20 protein-coding genes are annotated in these 19,426 nt (G+C 63.8%); 14 read left to right on the top strand and 6 right to left on the bottom strand.

All coding sequences use genetic code 11. The features are described 5' to 3' along the window. A partial coding sequence (locus M729_RS1000000137540; RefSeq protein ID WP_198032126.1) for a 2-oxo acid dehydrogenase subunit E2 occupies positions 1-147 on the top strand: 147 nt, incomplete at its 5' end. 114 nt (positions 148-261) lie between these two features. Continuing rightward, positions 262-630, top strand: a complete 369-nt coding sequence (locus M729_RS0122715) for a hypothetical protein (RefSeq protein ID WP_027162948.1) — start codon at positions 262-264, stop codon at positions 628-630. Here M729_RS0122715 and M729_RS0122710 read toward each other — a convergent pair. After that, entirely contained in the window at positions 627-1,598 is a 972-nt protein-coding gene (locus M729_RS0122710; RefSeq protein WP_027162947.1) for a sugar-binding domain-containing protein, read from the bottom strand. The genes M729_RS0122715 and M729_RS0122710 overlap by 4 nt on opposite strands. 258 nt (positions 1,599-1,856) lie before the next feature. On the opposite strand from M729_RS0122710, the gene M729_RS0122705 reads away from it, so the two are divergent. From M729_RS0122705 to M729_RS0122680, 6 genes are all read left to right on the top strand, one after another. Beyond that, on the top strand, positions 1,857-2,843 hold the full coding sequence (locus tag M729_RS0122705) for an ABC transporter substrate-binding protein (RefSeq protein WP_027162946.1): 987 nt from the start codon (positions 1,857-1,859) through the stop codon (positions 2,841-2,843). 92 nt (positions 2,844-2,935) lie between these two features. Then, a complete protein-coding gene (locus tag M729_RS0122700; protein ID WP_027162945.1) occupies positions 2,936-4,639 on the top strand; it encodes an iron ABC transporter permease in 1,704 nt (567 codons plus the stop codon). Then, entirely contained in the window at positions 4,627-5,706 is a 1,080-nt protein-coding gene (locus M729_RS0122695; protein ID WP_027162944.1) for an ABC transporter ATP-binding protein, read from the top strand. The genes M729_RS0122700 and M729_RS0122695 overlap by 13 nt, the downstream gene beginning before the upstream one ends. Then, positions 5,706-6,872: an MBL fold metallo-hydrolase gene (locus M729_RS0122690; RefSeq protein ID WP_027162943.1), complete on the top strand. Its 1,167-nt coding sequence runs from the start codon at positions 5,706-5,708 to the stop codon at positions 6,870-6,872. Before M729_RS0122695 ends, M729_RS0122690 begins: the two co-directional genes overlap by 1 nt. Then, positions 6,869-7,627 carry a 5'/3'-nucleotidase SurE gene (locus tag M729_RS0122685; protein ID WP_027162942.1) on the top strand — a complete coding sequence of 253 codons (759 nt, stop codon included), beginning with the start codon at positions 6,869-6,871 and terminating at the stop codon, positions 7,625-7,627. Before M729_RS0122690 ends, M729_RS0122685 begins: the two co-directional genes overlap by 4 nt. 108 nt (positions 7,628-7,735) lie before the next feature. Continuing rightward, complete coding sequence (locus M729_RS0122680; protein WP_027162941.1) at positions 7,736-8,899, top strand: DUF930 domain-containing protein; 1,164 nt, start codon at positions 7,736-7,738, stop codon at positions 8,897-8,899. Here the strand turns inward: M729_RS0122680 and M729_RS0122675 are convergent. Beyond that, on the bottom strand, positions 8,896-9,570 hold the full coding sequence (locus M729_RS0122675) for an HAD family phosphatase (RefSeq protein WP_027162940.1): 675 nt from the start codon (positions 9,568-9,570) through the stop codon (positions 8,896-8,898). The genes M729_RS0122680 and M729_RS0122675 overlap by 4 nt on opposite strands. Before the next feature lie 94 nt (positions 9,571-9,664). Further along, positions 9,665-10,306, bottom strand: coding sequence for a hypothetical protein (locus tag M729_RS0122670; RefSeq protein ID WP_027162939.1), 642 nt, complete (start codon positions 10,304-10,306; stop codon positions 9,665-9,667). A gap of 196 nt (positions 10,307-10,502) precedes the next feature. Here M729_RS0122670 and M729_RS0122665 point away from each other — a divergent pair, with 196 nt between their 5' ends. The 5 genes from M729_RS0122665 (at position 10,503) to ptsP (ending at position 15,332) form a co-directional block, all read left to right on the top strand. Further along, positions 10,503-10,940, top strand: coding sequence for a transcriptional regulator GutM (locus M729_RS0122665; protein WP_013529327.1), 438 nt, complete (start codon positions 10,503-10,505; stop codon positions 10,938-10,940). Positions 10,941-11,028: 88 nt separating this feature from the next. Continuing rightward, positions 11,029-11,790 (top strand): PTS glucitol/sorbitol transporter subunit IIC, encoded by a 762-nt coding sequence (locus M729_RS0122660; RefSeq protein ID WP_013529328.1) that lies wholly within the window; start codon positions 11,029-11,031, stop codon positions 11,788-11,790. Positions 11,791-11,806: 16 nt separating this feature from the next. Beyond that, entirely contained in the window at positions 11,807-12,808 is a 1,002-nt protein-coding gene (locus M729_RS0122655) for a PTS glucitol/sorbitol transporter subunit IIB (RefSeq protein ID WP_024503717.1), read from the top strand. Between the two features lie 107 nt (positions 12,809-12,915). Next, complete coding sequence (locus M729_RS0122650; RefSeq protein WP_013529330.1) at positions 12,916-13,296, top strand: PTS glucitol/sorbitol transporter subunit IIA; 381 nt, start codon at positions 12,916-12,918, stop codon at positions 13,294-13,296. Between the two features lie 56 nt (positions 13,297-13,352). Next, complete coding sequence (ptsP, locus tag M729_RS0122645) at positions 13,353-15,332, top strand: phosphoenolpyruvate--protein phosphotransferase (protein WP_027162938.1); 1,980 nt, start codon at positions 13,353-13,355, stop codon at positions 15,330-15,332. A 14-nt stretch (positions 15,333-15,346) separates the two neighbouring features. Here ptsP and M729_RS0122640 read toward each other — a convergent pair whose 3' ends face one another. Further along, positions 15,347-16,144, bottom strand: a complete 798-nt coding sequence (locus M729_RS0122640) for a hypothetical protein (RefSeq protein ID WP_027162937.1) — start codon at positions 16,142-16,144, stop codon at positions 15,347-15,349. A 155-nt stretch (positions 16,145-16,299) separates the two neighbouring features. Between M729_RS0122640 and M729_RS0122635 the strand changes: the two genes are divergently transcribed. After that, the gene (locus M729_RS0122635; RefSeq protein WP_013529333.1) at positions 16,300-17,310 is read left to right on the top strand and encodes a sugar-binding transcriptional regulator; all 1,011 of its coding nucleotides are present in this window, start codon (positions 16,300-16,302) and stop codon (positions 17,308-17,310) included. On the opposite strand, the gene M729_RS0122630 is transcribed toward M729_RS0122635, so the two are convergent. Together M729_RS0122630 and M729_RS0122625 are read right to left on the bottom strand one after the other, a co-directional pair. After that, positions 17,297-18,148, bottom strand: a complete 852-nt coding sequence (locus M729_RS0122630; RefSeq protein WP_027162936.1) for a TIGR01459 family HAD-type hydrolase — start codon at positions 18,146-18,148, stop codon at positions 17,297-17,299. The two genes, M729_RS0122635 and M729_RS0122630, sit on opposite strands and share 14 nt — an antisense overlap. Beyond that, positions 18,145-19,419, bottom strand: a complete 1,275-nt coding sequence (locus M729_RS0122625; protein WP_027162935.1) for an FGGY-family carbohydrate kinase — start codon at positions 19,417-19,419, stop codon at positions 18,145-18,147. Before M729_RS0122625 ends, M729_RS0122630 begins: the two co-directional genes overlap by 4 nt. Positions 19,420-19,426: the final 7 nt, after the last annotated feature.

Genomic DNA, 19,426 nt, shown 5'->3' with positions numbered 1-19,426 from the left:
GTGGTCAAGAACGGCGAGATCAGAATAGCCACCGTGATGTCGGTGACGCTGTCGACCGACCACCGCGCCGTGGACGGTGCGCTGGGTGCCGAACTGCTGGTCGCCTTCAAGAACCTCCTTGAAAATCCGATGGGCCTGCTGGTCTGATCCACCAAGCAGAAGCCGGCGCCGACTGATGCGCCGGCTTGCGACAGAAACGACTTGTCAGGCGCTGACCCTTGACCCATGTTCTATCTGGATTGCGATCCAGGGAGGCCAAATATGCCTGCATTCGACCCATCTGACGTCAAAACCCTGTTCGGCAAGGTCATGGGTGCGTCGCCATCCGACATCAAGCTGGTGGCGCAGCGCCTGCACGACCACGCCTTCGAGCCTCGCATGTCGGCGGAGGAGACCAGGCAGCTCGTCACCAGCCTCGGCTATGACAGTCTGGACGCGTTCTGCGCCGACATCGGTCTGCCCACGCATATCGCCGAGCGGTGGAGCCGTTTTGGTGTTTCCGGCGAGATGAAGCAGGTGTTCACACTGTTGGCGGCGCAGCGCAAGCGGGTGGCCGAGGCGATCGCCGAATTCGAATCCATGACCCATGTCGGCGTCGAGGATTTTTTGCGCGAGCGCGGGCTCATCTAACCGCCCTTGGCAAGCAGCGCCGTGGCGGTGTCGCTGTCAGTGATCAGCACATTGGTGTCGACTGCTTTCAGTGCGGCGAGGATCGCCGCGACCTTGCGCTTGCCGCCCGCGGCGAGAACCACATTCGGCACCTTGCCGACCACATCGAGATCGATGGCCATGACACGCCCGTTGACCTCGTGGTCCACCAAACGGCCATTGGCATCGACGAAATAGCACAGCATGTTGGCGACCGCGCCCTTCGCTTTCAACGGAGCGATCAGCGATGACGGAACGATGCCATGCCGGAAGATGGTGGCGTCGGGCGACATGTCGCCGACGGTGAGCAGCGCGATGTCGGCGGCGGCCGCGCGTTGGCGTACATCCTGCAGGGTCGGCTGCGCCCAGAGGAGATCGCGCAGCGAGGAATTGTCGACCGTGACCGGCGCGGTGATCTGGTAGCTGTCGACCTCGAAGACATCGGCTACCTTGGCGGCAACGATGGACGGATTGATCCATTGCGAGTGCGGCAGGCTGCCGACGAGCGCCACCACACAGGCACGCTTCAGCTGCCGGCGGGCAAGGAAGCCGAGGCTGGCATGCAGGGTCGCGCCGCCACCGATGGCGAGCGTCATGCCGTCCTGCATCTGCTCGCCGAGATAGGCCGCGACGGCATGGCCGATGGCTTTCTCCAGATGGTCATGCGCCGAAGGCGTCGGGATGACGACGGCGGCATTCAGACCCCAGCGCTTTTCCAGTCCCCGCTCGAGCGCCACCTGCCCGGCGGTCGGCGCGTTGATCATGGTGACGACAATGCCCTCGGCGGTGCAGGAGGCCAGCGTACGCATGACCTTCACCCTGGAGACATCGAGCTTTTCGGCAATCTGTTCCTGGGTGAAACCTTCGACATAGTAGAGCCATGCCGTCTTGACGGTAAGGTCCGACGAGACCATCGGCAGGCGAGCCTGTCTGGGTTTTTCTGTGGTCATCGGTTCCTGTCCCTCATGAGCCGTGGCCTGACCGGTGCTCATCAAGGAAATACCGGCCGGATGTCAACTGATGCCGGATCTGCGGCGTGTCGATTGTCGCACATTTCTGTTCATTTGTAATTGACATCGTACATATGAACATATTTTGTGGGTTTCACGCGCTGTGTCATCCACCAGTCATATGCGCCGTGCAGGGAGGAAGAGACGGGGAGCCGGCCTGAGCCGGACCGGTCATGCACAGAAAGACAGGAGGTCTCATTGAAGACGCACTTCATCAAGCTGCTGGCCAGCCAGCTGGCACTCGCGGCAACTTTGTTTGCCGGCGTGGCAAACGCCGAAACACTGACGCTCTACACGTCCCAGCCGGAAGCCGACGCGGCCAAGACCGTGGATGCCTTCAAGAAGGCCCAGCCGGGTATCGATGTGAATATCTATCGCTCCGGAACGAGCGACATCCTGACCAAGATGGCGGCCGAGTTTGCCGCCCGCAGCCCGCAGCCCGACGTGCTTCTGATCGCCGATGCGGTCTCGATGGAGCTGTTGAAGAAGGACGACCGGCTACTGCCCTATCCCGAGGCAAAGCTCGATGGCATCGAGGCGGATGCCTATGACGCCGACAAGACCTATTTCGGCAGCAAGCTGATCACCACCGGCATCGTTTACAACACCGCCGCGGCCGAGAAGCCGCAGCATTGGGCCGATCTTGCCAAGCCCGCCTATGCCGATGGCCTGGTCATGCCGAGCCCGCTCTATTCGGGTGCCGCCGCCTACCTGCTTTCGGGCTTCGTCGGCGACGCCAATTATGGCTGGGATTTCTTCCAGAAGCTGAAGACCAACAACACCGTCAGCGTGCGCGGCAATGGTGCGGTGCTGAAGTCGGTGGCATCGGGCGAAAAGCCCTATGGCATCCTGGTCGACTTCATGGCGATGAACGCCAAGAAGAAGGGTTCCCCGGTCGAGTTCGTGTTCCCCTCGGAAGGTGTGCCGGCAGTGACCGAACCGGTCGCCATCATGAAGACCGCCAGGAATGTCGACGGCGCCAAGAAGTTCGTCGACTTCATTCTTTCCGATGACGGCCAGAAGCTTGCGCTTTCGATGGGCTATCTGCCGGCGCGCGCCTCGGTCGGCCGCCCCGAATGGCTGCCGGAAGGCGTCAAGGTCAAGGTGATGCCGTTCGACACCAAGGCAATCGTCGCCAAAACCGACGCCGACAAGGCGAAGTTCTCGGAACTGTTCGGCGGCTGAGCCGGCAATCCAGTCAGGGGTGCCGTCCCAGCGGTATCCCTGACGGGCAAAACCCCGATCGCCTCGGCTGATCGACCCCAGGAAACGCAATCATGTCAACACGGATCAGGGAAAGCCGGGGCCAGGAAATGGTCCTGACGGCGGCGGTAGCCATCGTCATCGTCCTGCTTTCCCTGCTGCCGATGCTGCGCCTGATCAAGGAGATCGTGGCGCCCGGCGGCACGCTGTCGACCGTCGCGATAAAGGCGGGGCTCGCCAGTCCGGCGACCTGGATCGCCACCTGGCACACACTGGTCGTCGGTATCGGCGGCACCCTGCTTGCGGTGCTGTCTGGAACGCTGGTGGCCGTCCTCGTCACCCTGACCGATATCCGCGCTCGCAGCGCCATGGTGCTCTGTTACGTCATGCCCTTGATGATCGCGCCGCAGGTGACGGCGCTGGCCTGGCTGCAATTGTTCGGCCCGGCAAGCCCGTTCCTCAAGCTGTTTGGGGCGGCACCGCCGCTCGGTACCAGGAACCCGCTCTATTCGACATCGGGCATCATCCTGCTGCTCGGCGTGCAGTATGGCCCGCTGGTTTTCCTGTTGGTGCGCGCCGGGCTGCGCAAGCTGCCGCGCGAGCTGGTCGAAGCCGCGCGGGCGGGCGGCGCCGGCTGGTTCACCGTGCTGGTCACCATCGTGCTGCCCTTGATGACGCCGTCGATCATGGCGGCCGCTGCTCTTGCCTTCGTCTCATGCGTCGGCAATTTCGGCATTCCGGCCTTTCTCGGCATTCCCGCCAACTATCTCGTGCTGCCGACCCTGATCTATCAGAAGCTGGCCGGCGGCGGTCCTGCCGTGCTCGGCGAAACCGCGTTCCTGTCGGTGCTGATCGGCATCATCGCCATGGCCGGCATCCTTACCCAGGAGATCATGAGCCGCCGCCGCGACTATCGCATCAGCTCCACATCGCTTTCGGCCGAGCCCTATGAACTCGGCCGCTGGCGGCCCGCCGTGCAGGCCGGCATGTGGCTGCTGATCATCGTGGTGCTGTTCCTGCCGCTGTTCGGGCTGGTTCTGACATCGCTGGTGCCGGGCTACGGCATCGCGCTCACCGCCAAGACGGTGACGCTCGACAATTATCGCTTCGTGCTGTTCGAGCATGATGCCGCCAGTAGGGCTTTCTTCAACAGCTTCTGGCTGTCGATCGCGGCGGCCTTCTTCGCGGTCCTGGTTGCCGTGCCGATCGGCTATCTGATCGCCTGGGGCAAGCAGCGCTGGGTGCGGCTGCTCAATCTGTCGGTCGAACTGCCCTATGCCTTGCCCGGCGTGGTGCTGGCGATCGCCTCGCTGCTCATGTTCCTGCGGCCGATCCCGCTGACCGGCATCCAGCTCTACAACACCGTCTGGATCATCCTCTACGCCTATCTCGCCCGCTTCCTGGTGCTGGCGCTGCGGCCAACCATCAGCGGCTACCACCAGATCGACCGGGCGCTGGAGGAGGCTGCGCAAGTGGCCGGCGCCGGGCTGTTCACGCGCATGCGCACGATCATCTTTCCCTTGGTGGCACCGGCGGCGATCGCCGGCGGCCTGCTGATCTTCATGACGGCGCTGAGCGAACTCACCGTTTCGGCGCTGCTGTGGTCGTCGGGCTCGGAAACCATCGGCGTGGTGATGTTCTCCTTCGAGCAGGGCGGCGATTCCAACTATGCGGCGGCGATGTCCGTCATCACCGTGGCGGTCACCTTCGTGCTGATGCTGGTCACCAATCTGCTTGCCCCCTACCTTCCGACCGGAGTGCTGCCATGGCGCGATTGAGCCTGGACAATGTGACCAAGAGCTTCGCCAATTTCGATGCCGTCAAGGACGTGTCGATCGACGTCGCCGACGGCGAGTTCCTGGCAGTGCTCGGCCCTTCCGGCTGCGGCAAGACGACGTTGCTGAGGCTGGTGGCCGGATTCGAGAAAGTGACCTCAGGCGAAATCCGCATCGGCAATGAGGTCGTGTCGGGCAAGGGCGGCAGCGTCGCGCCGGAAAAGCGGCGCGTCGGCATCGTCTTCCAGAACTACGCGCTGTGGCCGCACATGACGGTCGCCGAAAACATCGGCTATTCGCTGAAGGTGGCGAAGCTCGACAAGGCCGTCGCCCGCCGGAAGGTTGAAGACGCACTCGCCCTGGTCAATCTGCAAGGGCTGGGCGAGCGTCGGCCGGCCAATCTGTCCGGCGGCCAACGCCAGCGCGTGGCATTGGCGCGCTGCCTTGTCGCCGCGCCCTCGTTGGTTCTGTTCGACGAGCCGCTGGCCAATCTCGACGTGCATCTGAGGGCTTCGATGGAGGACGAGTTCGCGTCCTTCCACAAGCGCACCGGCACGACGATCGTCTACATCACCCATGACCAGGCCGAGGCGATGGCGCTGGCCGATCGGATCGCGGTGATGGATGGCGGGCGTCTTGCCCAGCTGGCGACGCCACGCGAACTCTATCATGAGCCGGCAAATGAAATGGTGGCTTCCTTCATTTCGCAGGGCATTTTGCTGCCTGCGGATGTGTTGAGCGCGGAAGAAAGAGGGCACTGCAAGGTCCGCGTTCTCGGCGCTGAACTGATTGTCCGCTGCCGGCCAGGCGAGCGGCCGCGAACCGGGGCAAAGGTCTGCTGCCGGTCGGCCGATCTCGACGTGTCGCCGGATGGCCCCGGCTTCGATGGTCTGGTCAAGCGGGTGATCTACCAGGGTGGCTCGGCGCGCATCGAATTCACGCCTTCGACCAATCCCGACCTCACCTTGCATTTCGAACAGCCCGATCCGGTCGCGCTGGAGAGCGGAGCCCAGGCACGCCTGCGGATACGCTCCGGCTGGCTGATCCCGGCGGCGGGGGCGGCATCGTGATGATGCTCGACCTGCTCGGCGGCTTTGGCGAAAAGGGCCGCACCAGCCTTGCTGTCAGCAGCGGCAAGGATCGCATCCTGCTCGACGTCGGCATCAAGGTCGGCGCCTCGGGGGCGGACTACTATCCGGCGCTGAACGGCTCGGTCGCCGACATCGATGCGCTGTTCGTCTCGCATGCGCATGAGGATCATGTCGGCGCGCTGAGCTGGCTGCTGTCGCGCGGTTATGCCGGTCCGATCTTCATGACCGCCGAGACCCGCGACGAGGCGCCTGCCACGCTCGCGGGCTATGCTGAGCCCGAGGATTTCAGGCGGTTTCCTTTTCCCGAAGATCGCATCGAATTGTTCGAACCCGGCGATACGCTGAAGAGCGGAAATCTTACGATCCGGACGGGACGCTCCGGACATGTCGTGGGCGGCGTCTGGTTTGCCGTCGACGATGGCGAGAGCCGCGTCGCCTATTCCGCCGATGTGGTGCCGGACAGCAATGTCTTCGTCATGGACACCATCCCGCACTGCGACCTGCTTGTCCTCGATGCTTCCTATGGCGCCGATCCGGTGCCGGGGGCGGCGCGGGCGCTCGAAATCTCGCAATGGGTTGCGAGGCATTCGGACCGGTGTCTTTTGCCGACGCCGCTCTCTGGTCGCTCGCTGGAGCTGATCGCGGCCTTGCCGGGGCCGTTCGCCATCCATGCCGGCATGCGCTCGTCCCTGGAAGCGCAGATCGGCGCCACGGCAGCCCTGTTGCCGGGCGTTTCAACGTTGCTGCGCCGCCGCCTGCAAGACGCAGCCGACTGGACCGATGCCGATCCCCTGCCGTCCATGCCGCTGCTGGCGGATGACGGCATGGGTGAAGCCGGCCCATCGTCGCGCCTCTTGCCGCGTGCCGACCATTCCGGTTTTCCGGTGCTGCTTACCGGGCATCTGCCGTCAGGTTCGCCGGGCGATCTGTTGCACAAGGCCGGTCGGGCGGACTGGGTACGCATGCCGACCCATCCGACGCTGTCGGGCAATGTCGATATCTGGGAGAAGGCCGGCCGTCCCGCGGCACTCGGCCATTCCTGCACGCCGGATCTTCTCGGCGACCTGCAAACCCACATCCCGTCGCTGCGCACGCAATGCCGCACCGGCCAGCGCATAGTGGTGTCGGAGGCAAGAAAACGATGAGAATTCTGATCTGCAACGATGACGGCATCGAAGCGCCGGGGCTTGCCCGTCTGGTCGCGGCCGCCAGCGCGTTGAGCGGCGATGTCTGGGTGGTCGCGCCCGACGGCAAGCGCACCGCTGCCGGCTCGTCATTGACGATTGCCAGGCCGTTGACCATGCGGCGCCTCAAACCGAACTGGTACGCCTGTTCCGGCACCCCGGCCGATTGCGTGGTAAGCGCCATGACCTGGTTGTTCGCCGATACGAAGAAGCCAGATCTGGTGCTGTCGGGTGTCAACGATGGCCGCAACGTTGCCGAGGACCTTGCCTATTCCGGCACGCTCGGCATTGCGCGGGAGGCGACTTTCTGGGGCGTTCCGGCCATTGGCTTCTCACGCGTGAAAAATCCTGATTTCACCGATGGCGACGACCAATGGCTTGGCGCGCTGATCGTGTCCCTGTGGCAATCGCGCGCCGACTGGGCCGCTGAGGGTCATTGGCTGAGCATCAACCTGCCGACCTCGCTGCCGGCCGAAATCCGCCAGCCGCGCATCGGTCGCGACAAGATCGCCCGCAAGGCCGAGATCGTGGAGAGCGACGGCGACCGCACGGTCATCACCGTGCCGCGCGGGCGGGCTCACGACAGCCAGCCGGGCGACGAGAACGACGCGATCGATGCCGGCTTCATCAGCATCAACCGGCTGAACTGGCTTGGCGAGACGCGGCTGGACGAACGGTTTCTGGACGGGATCCCGCGCCAGCGGCAAACTGGCTGACCTGAGGTCTGCGCGTCGTCATCCGATCACCAACCTGTCAGCGGTTAAATCAAGCCAATCCACTACCTCTGCTTGAAGCCGCCGCTATTTCATTCCACATCGGTGCGGATGAAGGGCGAAACAGGAGAACGGCGGCGGCATTTGCTGTGGGCTTTGCCCGCATCGCTGATCCTGCATGCGCTCATCGCAGCGTTTCTGATCTATGGCCTGCCGAGACCCGAGCAGCAGCCGGTTCAGCAGGAACAGCCCGTCAATGTCGCGATCGTGCCGCCGCCCGAGAAGCCCAAGCCGAAACCTGCTCCAAAGCCGCCGGAACCGACACCTGAAAAGAAGGCTGAAAAGCCGCCTGAACAAAAGCCGCCGCCGCCGAAACCGCCAGACGACCAGGTTCTGAAGCGCGTTTTCCAGTACGGCCAGAAAGATACCGGGCCGGAGAAATCGCTCGACGGAAGCAGCGCTAAACCCAACACGCCGTCGCCGGCCAAGGATGAGGCTGCAAAGCCGCCTGTCGCGCCGACACCCGCGCCGACGGAGCCCGCCCCGGCTGCAACGCCACAGCAGAAGGCAGACCCCAGCAAGCCTGACGAGAAGCCGGCCACCGTTGCGCCGGACGAAAAGCCCGCGCAAGGCGAGGAAAAGCAGGCGACCGAGGACACCGACAAACAGCAGCCGGACAAACAAGAACTCGCACCGCAACCTGACGAAAAGCAAGCCGTCGTGACGCCAAAGCCATTGACGGCTGAGACCGGTGACAAGCCGGCGCCTCCAGCTTCGACTGGAAAGGCAAAGTCCAAACCTGCCAAGACAATGACGTTCAAACCCGCAAGAGCTTTCAAAGCGCCGATCGGGAATGCTGGAAGGTCAAATCCCACCAACAACGACGTTGCAGGATCACCAATCTATTCCGGCCTTCCGGGCGTCAGAAAGCTTTACTCGCAAGGGGCAACCGGCAATGCGTTCGCTACAAGCTCCATGGAGAATGTGCCGCGCGGTCAGCGGGTGGCCACCCTTTGCGGCAATGTTCTGAGCCGGGAACTGCAAAGTGCCGACTATACGGTCAAATGGGTGCCAACCATTACGCTGGACAAAGGCAATGTTCTCAATCCTTCGCAGGCCGCCTTCAGCACCAGAAACGCTTGGTACAACCTAAATTTCCGATGCGAAGTCGACGCCGATGCGACGAGGGTCCTGTCCTTCAACTTCCGTGTGGGCTCACTCGTGCCGCCTGGCGAATGGGCCAGCCGTGGATTCACAAAGTATCGTCTAAACTAGGCCGGCACACCAAACCTAGCCAATTGCCGGCTAACTTCTTGCCAGTCGGCGCAGACGAAATCGGCACCGGCAGCCGTCAGCCGCGCGGCGTGCTCGGCATAGGTATGGCCGCCACCGGTGTAGCCGATCGCCGTCATGCCGGCGGCGATCGCGCCCTGGATGCCGAAGGGCGAGTCCTCGATGACGATGCAGTCAACGGGATTGGCGCCGATCTTGTCCGCCGCGAAGAGGAAGATGTCCGGCGCGGGCTTGCCGTTCTTGACCATCGAGGAACTGTAGATCGCATCGCCGAAGAAACGCGCCAGCCCGGTCACCGCAAGGCTGTGGTTTATGCGCTCGACGGAGGAGGACGAGGCGACACAGCGATCGCCCGCGAGCGCATCCAGAAACGCAGTGATTCCCGGTGTCGGCTTCAATTCCTGCGAGAACAGCACCTTGGTCTCGGCCCAGATGTCGCCGTCCGCCGCCGCCGGAAACTGGTGGCCGGTCAAATCTTTGATCCTGGCGATGATATCGGACTGCTTCATGCCGATGCATTGGGCGATGATGCTGGTGTTGACGCCGGGCATGCCGTGTTTTTCGTAGACGCGCTCATAGGCGCGGGCGGCCAGAGGCTCGCTGTCGACAAGAACGCCGTCGCAATCGAAAATAATAGGCCTTGGTCGCGCCACGCGTTTCCCTCTCGAGTCAATTTTCGCACATCGCTATCGGCAAAAAGTCAAATGTTCAATAGCACGTGCGTTTTTGGGGACGCGAAGAGCGGGCTCAAAGCTGGCGCAACGCATCGCTCGCACGGGAAGACCCGAGCGCCCGTTGCATGGCTTGCCGGGACTGCGCGCGATCCGGGGTGATCCAGTTCGGTTCGGCGCCGAGAAAGCGGTCGAGGAAAGCCACCGCATAGGCCGGCATCTCGGTCACATTCTCGCGATAGGACCACCAGGTGCGCAAATCGTCGGCGCATTTGTCGATGCCGGGTGCCGTGCCGAATTCCTGCTCGTGGATCGCCGAAATCACCGAGACGCAGTAGTTGGTGTAGAGGAAACCCTCCGGCCAGAAGCGGACGATTTCCAGCGTGCCGGCGTTCGTTTCCGTCTCGATCAGCTGCGTGAGGCCGGAGATTTCCCTGGCCGGCGCCTGTTTTATCAGCTCACGCAGCACGAGGCCGGCGGCAAAGACGATGAAGTCGGCGCGGTCGATCGCGGCGAAGCGCTTCTGCGCCTCCATGATCTCGACCCAGTCGAGAAAGGCCCTGGTGAGCTTGGCCTCGTCGATCTCGAAGCGCACGCCGAACGTGTCCGAGACCACCTTGGCGCTGCCGCGAAAGGTGGCGCGGAACCAGCGCAACTGCCGCAGCCGATGGCGAAGATCGGGCATCAAGGCCAGTTCGTCCCTGAAGGGCAGGTCCATGTTTCCTCGTATCCTGTTTCCCGGTTAGCCTAGCACAAGCGCGCCGCCGCCGAAATCTGTCAGCGGCCCTGTAGATGACCGCTTCAGAGTCCAATATCATACATATTGACATTCTCGGAAACAAATGTTCTCACTTTGCTGTTGTCACGCGCCGGTCCAAGGTGCGATTCAACTGAGGCTTCGGGAGGAGAACCGAATGGCGATTTGGCAGTGGGGACTGCTTCTGCTGGTTATCGTGTGGGCACTGCAGTCGCTCGGCGTCTGGCTGCAGATGCGGCACTATTCGGATGTCTTCAGGGGCGTCACCGACCAGTACAAGGACGGCTTCGTCGGAGCCGGCAATTTTCGCGGACGCTTGGCCAAGGGCACCATCGCGCTCGTGGTGGTGACGCCCGATCTGGTCGTGCGCCGCCTGATGGTGATGAGCGGCCGTTCCGTCTTCACCAAGTTCAAGCGACATGAAGAATTCGAGGGTGTTCCCCTCGATCGACTCCGGTCCAACCCTGCAATCATGGGGGAGGGGGAACCCGGTGTGGCCGAGGCCGTGAAACGGGCGATCGAGCAGATCGACAAGACACGGTCGGAGCCGGGGAAGAAGCCGGGCCTGTCCGGTTTGAACGTAGCAAGGGCTTAGAGCCGGATGATTTCGGGCTCTAAATCAAAGGGATAGAGGACGCCGCGCACCGACTGGGATCAACCGGCGGGTGGCATAAGGAGGAGAAATGTCTGTATTTTCGTTGTTGGCGCAGCATGCCGACATGGCCGTGCACAATCTGCATGTCGCAGGTGCCATGGTTTCGGATGCCGCATTGCATGGCAAGCTCGCTGTCGAGCATGCCTCCGACCATCTCGTTGTCCTCGCACAAGCGGACAGCGGACCGATCACCGTCGATCAGTTCAAGGAAAAGCTGAAGGACGTCCAGCAGGAAGAGCAGCTCGGCTGGCTGACCGCCATCGGCAAGTACTTCATCGGCATCTTCCAGAAGGGTGGCGAGGTCTTCGCCGGCTTCGTCACCGGCATCATTCCGACGCTGGTCGTGCTGATGACGGCCTTCTATGCCGTCACCGAACTGGTCGGTGAAGAGCGCGTGCATGGCCTGGCGCGCGGCGCCGGCCGGATCGCGCTGACGCGCTACACGCTTTTGCCGCTGCTGGCGGTGTTCTTCCTCACCAATCCGATGGCCTATACGTTCGGATCGTTCCTGGAAGAAAAGCACAAGCCAGCCTTCTATGACGCGGCCGTGTCCTATGTGCACCCGCCGCTCGGCCTGTTCCCGCACATCAATCCCGGCGAGTATTTCGTCTGGGGCGGCATTCTCGTCGCGCTGCTGGAGCTGGAAAAGAAGGGCGTCGTCGTCGCCGGCTACCACGTCAAGGTGGCGATCTGGTACGCCATCGTCGGCCTCGTCGTCATCCTGCTCAAGGGCATGCTGACCGAACGCATCACCGCGATCATGGCACGCCGCCAGGGCGTCGAGCTGTAAGGGCGGGGAGGACATCATGGCCAAGACATATAAAGCCGTTAAGATCTCCCAGGGCAAAACCGGCTGGGGTGGCCCGCTCATCATCGAGCCGACCGAACAGCGCAGCAAGGTGGTTTCCGTCACCGGTGGTGGCATTCACCCGGTGGCGCAGCTCATCGCCGACATGACCGGCGCCGAGGCCGTCGACGGCTTCAGGGCACCGCCGATCGAAAGCGAGATGGCGGTTGTCGTCGTCGATTGCGGCGGCACCGCACGATGCGGCGTCTATCCGCGCAAACGTATCCCGACCGTCAATCTGACGCCGGTCGGTCAATCCGGGCCGCTGGCCCAGTTCATCACCGAGGACATCTACGTTTCGGGCGTGAAGCCGGCCAACATCACAATGGCGGACGGATCCGAAACGATCACGACTGCAGGGGGAGCAGCAGCGATGAGTTCAAGCAACAATGCGACCGCGGCACCACAGCCGCTGCCGAGCGAAGGTGGGCTGATCGGCCTCATCAGCACGATCGGCCGCGTCATGGGACGTATCGTCGGCATCTTCTTCAATGCCGGCCGCCGCACCATCGATCAGGTCATTCGCAACGTGCTGCCGTTCATGGCCTTCGTGACCATGCTCATCGGTCTGATCCTGTATACCGGCATCGGCGATGTGCTGGCGCAGCCCATGGGTCCGCTGGCCAACAACATCGTCGGCCTGCTGATCATCTCGGCGATCTGCGGCCTGCCGTTCCTGTCGCCCATCCTCGGGCCAGGCGCTGTCATCGCGCAGGTCATCGGCGTTGCCATCATCGGCCCGCAGATCGCCAACGGCACGATTTCGCCGGCAATGGCACTGCCGGCGCTGTTTGCCTACAATACCCAGGTGGGCTGCGACTTCGTCCCCGTCGGCCTGGCGCTCGGCGAGGCCAAGCCCAAGACGATCGAAATCGGCGTTCCGGCGGTGCTCATCAGCCGCCAGATCATGGGGCCGGTCTCGGTGCTGATCGCCTGGGTCGTCAGCCTGATCGTGTTCTAAGGCAATTCCGGGAAAAGCGCACAATGCTTTCCCTTGGAAACTGCGTCAAACAAAGAGATAGAGCGGTTCACCGCTCTAGGGAAAGTTGAGAAAATGAGGTTCGCCATATGACGGTTCTTTTGAGAACACGGGTCACTGCCATCGGCCCCGAAGTGGCGGACCTTGCCGAAGGGGGCGTGGTCATCCTGTTTGCGGATGGCTCGCCGCCGGAGCTTGCCGAGGTTTCGGTGCTCCACAAGGCGGAGCAGGGACCAAGTGACGGAGCGCCCGCCAAGGGCGCTTCGATCACCCTCGGCCCGGTTGCCGCTGTTATCACAGCGGTCGGCTCCAGCGCGTGGAGCAAGGTGCTGGAAATGGGTCATGTCGTCATTTCGTTCAACGGCGCTACCGAGGCCGAGAGACCGGGCGAGATCTGTGCGTCGCAAGTCGATCCGCAAGCGCTCGTGGCCGCCCTGAAGACCGGCGCGATCATCACCATCGCCGCCTGACAGCATTCGCGCCGCGGCCCATGTTGGGAGCGGCGCCCAAAACCAGAGTATTTGCCATGGAACGCTCGACCATCGTCAGAGTGCATGAAGGTTTGCACGCCCGTCCCGCGACGCGGTTCGTGAAGCTCGCCAAGGGCTTCGAATCCGACGTCGAACTGATCAAGGACGGCAAGGCGGTCAGCGCCAAGAGTTCGGTCAAGCTGATGCTGCTGGCGGTCAAGGAGAACCAGGAAGTCACGGTGCGGGCGAATGGCGCCGATGCCATCGAGGCGCTCGAGGCGCTGATCGGCTATCTCGAGAATCCGCGGGCCGGCCTCGATGATGAAGCGGAAGCGCAGAGCCCAGCCAACGATGCCGGGCAGGAAGCGGCACCCGCGCCGGGATCCGTGCCGGCGGCACCTGGCGGGGCAAACCGCTTGCGTGGCGTGGCCGCCAGCGAAGGTTTCGCCGTCGGCCCGGCCTTTGCGCATTTCCCACCCGATATCGCCGGACAGGGCCGCATGTTGCGGGCCGAGGAGATAAAAGGCGAGATCGACAGGTTCCGCACGGCTGTCGGCGCGGTCCAGGCCCGCATGGATCATGCGTTGGCGCAGGACAGCCTGTCGGCTGGAGACCGCGGCATCGTCGCCGCGCTGCGCGATATCGCCGCCGACGACAGCCTGACTGGTGAGGCCGAGGGCCTGATCAAGGGCGGCAACGACGCGGTTTCCGCCGTCATCACCGCCGCCTCCACCATTGCCGCCGAATTCAGCGCCGTCGACGATCACTATCTCAACGCGCGGGCGGATGACGTTCATGCGGTCGGGCGGCAGATTTGCCTGGTGTTGCTGGGCCAAGACGATGTCAGCCTCGAAAACATCCCTGAAGGCGCTATCCTGATCGCCGACGACATCGGCGCCTGGGATCTGGCACGCGCGCCGCTGAAGCGTATCGGCGGCGTGGTGTGCGGCCATGGCGGCGCCACCTCGCACATCGCCATCATCGCGCGCTCGCACGGCATTCCGGCCGTGCTCGGCCTCGGCGACCAGGTCAATGCCTTGCGTACCGCGCGAGACGTCGCGCTCGACGGCAATGCCGGCCATGTGATCATCGACCCCGACGAGGCGACCCGTGCCGATTTCGCCGGCCGCATCGAAGCGGCGGCAAAGGAGCGCGCCGGGCTGACCGTCTTCAAGACGGTGACGCCGAAGCTCGCGGACGGCAGGATCATCGAGGTGGCGGCCAATATCGGCTCACTCGAGGAAATCGAAGCGGCGCAAGAGGCTGGTGCCATGGGCATCGGCCTGTTCCGCACCGAGCTTTTGTTCATGCGCCATATGCATCTGCCCTCGGAAGACATGCAGGCCGAGACCTATGCGGCGCTGGCCAAGGCTTTTGCGCCTTATCCGGTCATTGTGCGCACGCTCGACATCGGCGGTGACAAGCCGATTGCCGGCATCGAATTTCCCGACGAGGAGAATCCCTTCCTCGGCTGGCGCGGCATCCGCATGTGTCTCGACCGGCCCGACATCTTCAAGCGCCAACTGCGGGCGCTGCTGCGCGCAGCCGTGCACGGCAACATCAAGGTGATGCTGCCGATGGTGTCCGACATCTCGGAGGTCAGGCAGACGCGCGTGCTGGTCGACGAATGCACGGCCGAGCTGAAAGCCGAAGGCGTGCCGCACGCATCATTCGATCTCGGCGTCATGATCGAAACCCCGGCCGCCGTGCTGATTGCCCCGGCGCTGGCCAAGGAGGTCGCTTTCTTCTCGATCGGTACCAACGATCTGACCCAGTACATCATGGCCGCCGACCGGCTCAATCCGACCGTCGCCAAGCTCAATGACGTCACCAATCCGGCCGTCATGTCGGCGATCGAAATGACGGCAAAAGCCGGCGTCGCCGCCGGTATCATGGTCGGCATGTGCGGTGAGGCGGCCGGCCGTCCGGATCTGATTGCGACTTTCGTGAAGATGGGGCTGACCGAACTCTCGATGAGCCCGGCTTCGATCCAGCGCGCCAAGAAAGCGATCATGGCCATGGCCGCCGAAGGCTAGCCCAGGCCGGCCAACTACGGCAGATGGGCAAGCAAGGTGGCGAAGACCGGTGTCAATTCACTGATCGGGTTTGCCTTGGCGCAAGCCTGAACGATGCGATCGTGGCGAATATCCGCCGCCAAGATCGCGATCTCAAGCATATCCGGCTCCGGCGCGCCGTCGCTGCCGGTGGTCGCCAGGCCGCAGGCCAAAGCGAGCGGCGCCAGGCAGCTTATGTCGAGCGCCCGGCCGCCCGTCGGCGTTCCCGGCTCGGTCTCGGCAAAGCGAACGGGACGCTGATTGAGGCACTCGACCAGCAGCGCCGAGCAGGTGGCCGCGATTGCCTGCAGTCCGGCACCCGGCGCGGCCAATGCGGCCAGGAGATCGCCATGCCGCTTGCGCATCGTGGCATGGACGGCCGCGAAATCGGCTTCGTGGATGCGGGCATTGTCGATGTTCAGGCCGGCAAGCACCGCCTTGGTCAGATAATACATATCGCGCCGGAACAGGCGCTCGGCGTCCAGTTGGCGATCCTCGTTGCCGACCGGGAAATAGGTGCCGAGGCCCTTCACCGTGGTGCCGTCCACCTTGATCGGGCGCTCATGCGGGACGAAAGCTTCGGCGATCGACAGTGCTTCGTCGACGGCACTCGCGGCATGGCTGAGCAGGCCTTCGATGCCCTTGCCTGGAAACGGTGGCAGATGGCTGGTTGCTTCGCGCAGGATACTGGCATCGCCGCTGCCGTCATGGCGGCTCTGGCGGATGATTTCGCGGACTTCCCGCAGCCGGTCCTTCAGATTGACGCGGACATCTTCGGAGATTTGTCGGAGCATCGCGGATCGCCTTGAAATTTGCTGCGGATAGCCGACCGGGCAGCCGCCACTCTCTACATTGTTCCTATCGATAGGTAGATCAATAGGCGATACTAGACCAGCATGCAGAATCGGCGGCGGCGCCCTCGTCCGTCGCCGCAGGGGGAGAGACAGACTTGGGCAGACGACGACAGGGCGAAAGCGAAGACGGTCGAGGCGAGGCAACCGAGCAGGTCGCCAGCGAAAGCCGGACGGATCGCCTCAGGATTCGCGCCGCCTGGATGTATTTCGTCGAACAGATGACGCAGAACGAGATCGCCGACGTGCTCGGCGTCGGTCGCGTCACCATCGTGCGCATGCTGGCGGATGCCCGGGCGCGCAACGAAGTGAAGATCACCATCGAGAGCGAATTGTCGGAAATCGTGCGGCTTGAGCGCGCATTGGAGAAGACGTTCGGGCTGCAGCAGGCGCTGGTGGCGCCGCTTTCGGCAGCCGATGCCGATCCGATACCAGCGATCAGCGCCAAGACCGGCAGCTTCCTGTCGGACACGATGAAGTCCGGCATGCGGGTCGGCGTCGGCTGGGGGCAGACGCTGTTCTCGAGCCTGCCTTTCATCAGCGCCAAGTCGCTCACCGACTTCAAGGTGATTTCGCTGCTTGGCGGTGTCGGCGTCGTGCGCCGGGTCAACCCAGCCGAGTTCGCCTGGCGCTTCGCTCAGATATTCCAGGGCGACGGCTATCTGATGCCGACACCAGCCGTGGTCGACAGCGTCGAGACCAAGATCGCCCTGATCGAGCGCTGCGGCCTGCAGGAGATTTTCGAAATGGCCGACGTGCTCGATGCCGTTCTGCTGAGCGTCGGCGGGATCGCCTCGGCCACCACCTTCTCTCGTGGTGGCTTCCTCAAGGAGGCGGATCGGGAGGCCCTGCTTGCGCGTGGCGCCGTGGGTGACCTCCTGTTCCATTTCTTCGACCGCAACGGCGATCTGGTCGACCACCCCGTCAACAGCCACGTGATGTCGGTGGATGTCGACCGTCTGCGCAAGGCACCGATCCGCATCCTCACCTCCGGTGGCGAGGAGAAAACCGAAGCGCTGCTCGGCGCCATGACCCTCATCGCCCCAACCATCCTGATCACCGACGAGGAGAGCGCGCGGCGCATGCTGGAAGCGGTCAGCGGAAGCTGAAGCTATCCATGATGTAGTCCGGCCAGGCCTGCTGTTCGTCGAAAACAGCGGCGAGATCCGGTGTGTCCGCCAGTATTCCGCTCAGCACCAGCGCGGTGGCGATGCCGGTGCTGTTTCCCCCCGATATGTCGTGTTCGACGCTGTCGCCGACGCAGACCGCGGTGCCACGGTCCGGCTCGCCGGCCAGCGCCAGCGCGGCGTCGAAAATCGCCGTGTCGGGCTTGCCGATGCGGGTAACGCTGCCGCCCAGGCTTTCGTAGAGATCGGCCAACTGGCCGGCGCCGAAGCGAGGGCCAACGGCCGTCAGCATGATGATGTCGGGATTGGTGCAGAAACACGGCACCCGCCGCTCCGCCGCCGGCGCGAACAGCCTGCGATAATGGTCAAGGTCAAAGCGGTCACCCTCGCTGGCCGCGATCAGCACCAGCTCGGCCTCATCGCCGGACCCGGTCAGCGCAAATGGCAGGCCTTCGATCGCGGAGCGGTCATTGTCGCGGCTGATCAGCAGGCATTTTGTCCCCGGGCGCAGCTTTCCCGACGCCGCCATCTCCCCAAAGGATCGCCACGCCACCTCGCCGGAAGAGACGAAATGATCCCAGCTTCCCGCTTCGAAGCCGAGTTTTATGAGCCGGCTTTCATTGGGCTGAGCCCGCCTGCCGGAGTTCGAAACCAGCACCACGGTCTTGCCGGCGCGTTTCAGCGCCGATAGCGCTGCCACTGCGCCTGGATAGGGCCGCGTGCCGTCGTGCAGCACGCCGAACTGGTCGAGCAGAAACACATTATAGCGCTCCGCCAGCGGCCCGAGGCCGTCGAGACGTTCGATCGTTTTCGCGCTCATAGGAGTCCTGCCCGGCTTGCACCCATCAGCGCCAGCCGCGCCGTGCCGGCGGCGGCCTCGTCGGAAAGCGCGGGCAGGAAATCGACGCCGAGCCTGCGACGCCGGATTGCCGTCCAGGCCGGGTTCGCTGCCCCGCCTCCGACGCTCCTGACCGATATCAGCGTGGGCGCGCCGAGTTCGGCAAGCCTGTCATAGCCGAGCGCTTCGATCGCGGCGATGCCTTCGAACATCGCTTTCAGATAATCGGCGTCGTCCGCCGGCCGCGGCGCAAGGCGAGGCGGCAGCGCCGGATCGGCGATCGGAAACCGTTCGCCCGTGGCGGGAAGCGGATAGTAATCGAGGCCGGTGCCCGTCTCCGGGTCGATTGTCGCGCTGAGTTCGATGATACGGGCGAGCGGAAAGTGCTGGGCCAGCACCTTGCCGCCCGAGTTCGAGGCACCGCCCGCCAGCCAGGCGTTGCCGAGCCGATGGCTGTATATGCCGAAGCGCGGCGCCGAAATCGGCCGGTCGGACAGGATCTTGATGGTCAGCGACGATCCCAGCGCAGTGACGCCGTCGCCGATCGCGGCAGCACCGGTCGCCAGGAACGAGGCGCAGCCATCCGTGGTGCCGGCGACGACGGCCACATCGCGCGGCAAGCCGAACAGTTCCCCGGCTTCCGCGGTGAGGGCGCCCGTGACCTCGCCCGGCACGACCACGCGCGGCAGCAACTCCATGCGCATTCCGGTCGCCGCGATCCATTCCGGCCAGCGGCGGGCCTCGACATCATAACCTGTCTTCAGGGCATTGTTCTCGTCGCTGACATCGAAGCGGCCGGAGAAGTTTCCGGCAATCCAGTCGGCCTGATGCAGCACCATTGCAATACCCGGCAGATGCTGGAAGCGCAGGGCCTTGGCGAGGCCGGATGTCGCTCCGTGCGCTGCACTTGCAGCCGGCGCGGTGCGGGCGATCGCGGCCAGGATGTCGTCGTCATCGACCTTGTCGTTGTACATCAGCGGTTCGGCCAGCGGCCGCCCGGCGGCGTCGACCGGCAGCAGCGTGCCGGAGGTGCCGTCGACGGCGATGGCGCGGACCGCCGTGCGGTCGATGCCGGAAAGCAGCTCCGTCAGCGCCGCCTTGACCGCTTGCCACCACGCCGTGGGGGCTCGGCCATCGCGGCCAAACCTGTCGAGTGGAACGGCCGAATGCCCGGCTATGGAAAAATCAGGGCGCATGGCGACGGCGCGCGCACCTGATGTGCCAATGTCGATGCCGATGACAAGTGGCATCATGTCCATG

Origin of the sequence: Mesorhizobium sp. WSM1293, from assembly GCF_000513875.1 — a bacterium.
GTDB lineage: Bacteria > Pseudomonadota > Alphaproteobacteria > Rhizobiales > Rhizobiaceae > Mesorhizobium > Mesorhizobium ciceri.
This window is presented reverse-complemented; position numbering and strand designations above follow the sequence as displayed.

Bases quoted from the DNA above. Each gene is read 5' to 3' on its own strand.
- M729_RS0122640 (WP_027162937.1), bottom strand. From the start codon at position 16,144: ATGCTCCGACAAATCTCCGAAGATGTCCGCGTCAATCTGAAGGACCGG.
- M729_RS0122685 (WP_027162942.1), top strand. From the start codon at position 6,869: ATGAGAATTCTGATCTGCAACGATGACGGCATCGAAGCGCCGGGGCTT.
- M729_RS0122655 (WP_024503717.1), top strand. From the start codon at position 11,807: ATGGCCAAGACATATAAAGCCGTTAAGATCTCCCAGGGCAAAACCGGC.
- M729_RS0122650 (WP_013529330.1), top strand. From the start codon at position 12,916: ATGACGGTTCTTTTGAGAACACGGGTCACTGCCATCGGCCCCGAAGTG.
- M729_RS0122700 (WP_027162945.1), top strand. From the start codon at position 2,936: ATGTCAACACGGATCAGGGAAAGCCGGGGCCAGGAAATGGTCCTGACG.
- M729_RS0122710 (WP_027162947.1), bottom strand. From the start codon at position 1,598: ATGACCACAGAAAAACCCAGACAGGCTCGCCTGCCGATGGTCTCGTCG.
- M729_RS0122660 (WP_013529328.1), top strand. From the start codon at position 11,029: ATGTCTGTATTTTCGTTGTTGGCGCAGCATGCCGACATGGCCGTGCAC.
- M729_RS0122695 (WP_027162944.1), top strand. From the start codon at position 4,627: ATGGCGCGATTGAGCCTGGACAATGTGACCAAGAGCTTCGCCAATTTC.
- M729_RS0122665 (WP_013529327.1), top strand. From the start codon at position 10,503: ATGGCGATTTGGCAGTGGGGACTGCTTCTGCTGGTTATCGTGTGGGCA.
- M729_RS0122630 (WP_027162936.1), bottom strand. From the start codon at position 18,148: ATGAGCGCGAAAACGATCGAACGTCTCGACGGCCTCGGGCCGCTGGCG.
- M729_RS0122670 (WP_027162939.1), bottom strand. From the start codon at position 10,306: ATGGACCTGCCCTTCAGGGACGAACTGGCCTTGATGCCCGATCTTCGC.
- ptsP (WP_027162938.1), top strand. From the start codon at position 13,353: ATGGAACGCTCGACCATCGTCAGAGTGCATGAAGGTTTGCACGCCCGT.
- M729_RS0122715 (WP_027162948.1), top strand. From the start codon at position 262: ATGCCTGCATTCGACCCATCTGACGTCAAAACCCTGTTCGGCAAGGTC.
- M729_RS0122625 (WP_027162935.1), bottom strand. From the start codon at position 19,419: ATGATGCCACTTGTCATCGGCATCGACATTGGCACATCAGGTGCGCGC.
- M729_RS0122690 (WP_027162943.1), top strand. From the start codon at position 5,706: ATGATGCTCGACCTGCTCGGCGGCTTTGGCGAAAAGGGCCGCACCAGC.
- M729_RS0122680 (WP_027162941.1), top strand. From the start codon at position 7,736: ATGAAGGGCGAAACAGGAGAACGGCGGCGGCATTTGCTGTGGGCTTTG.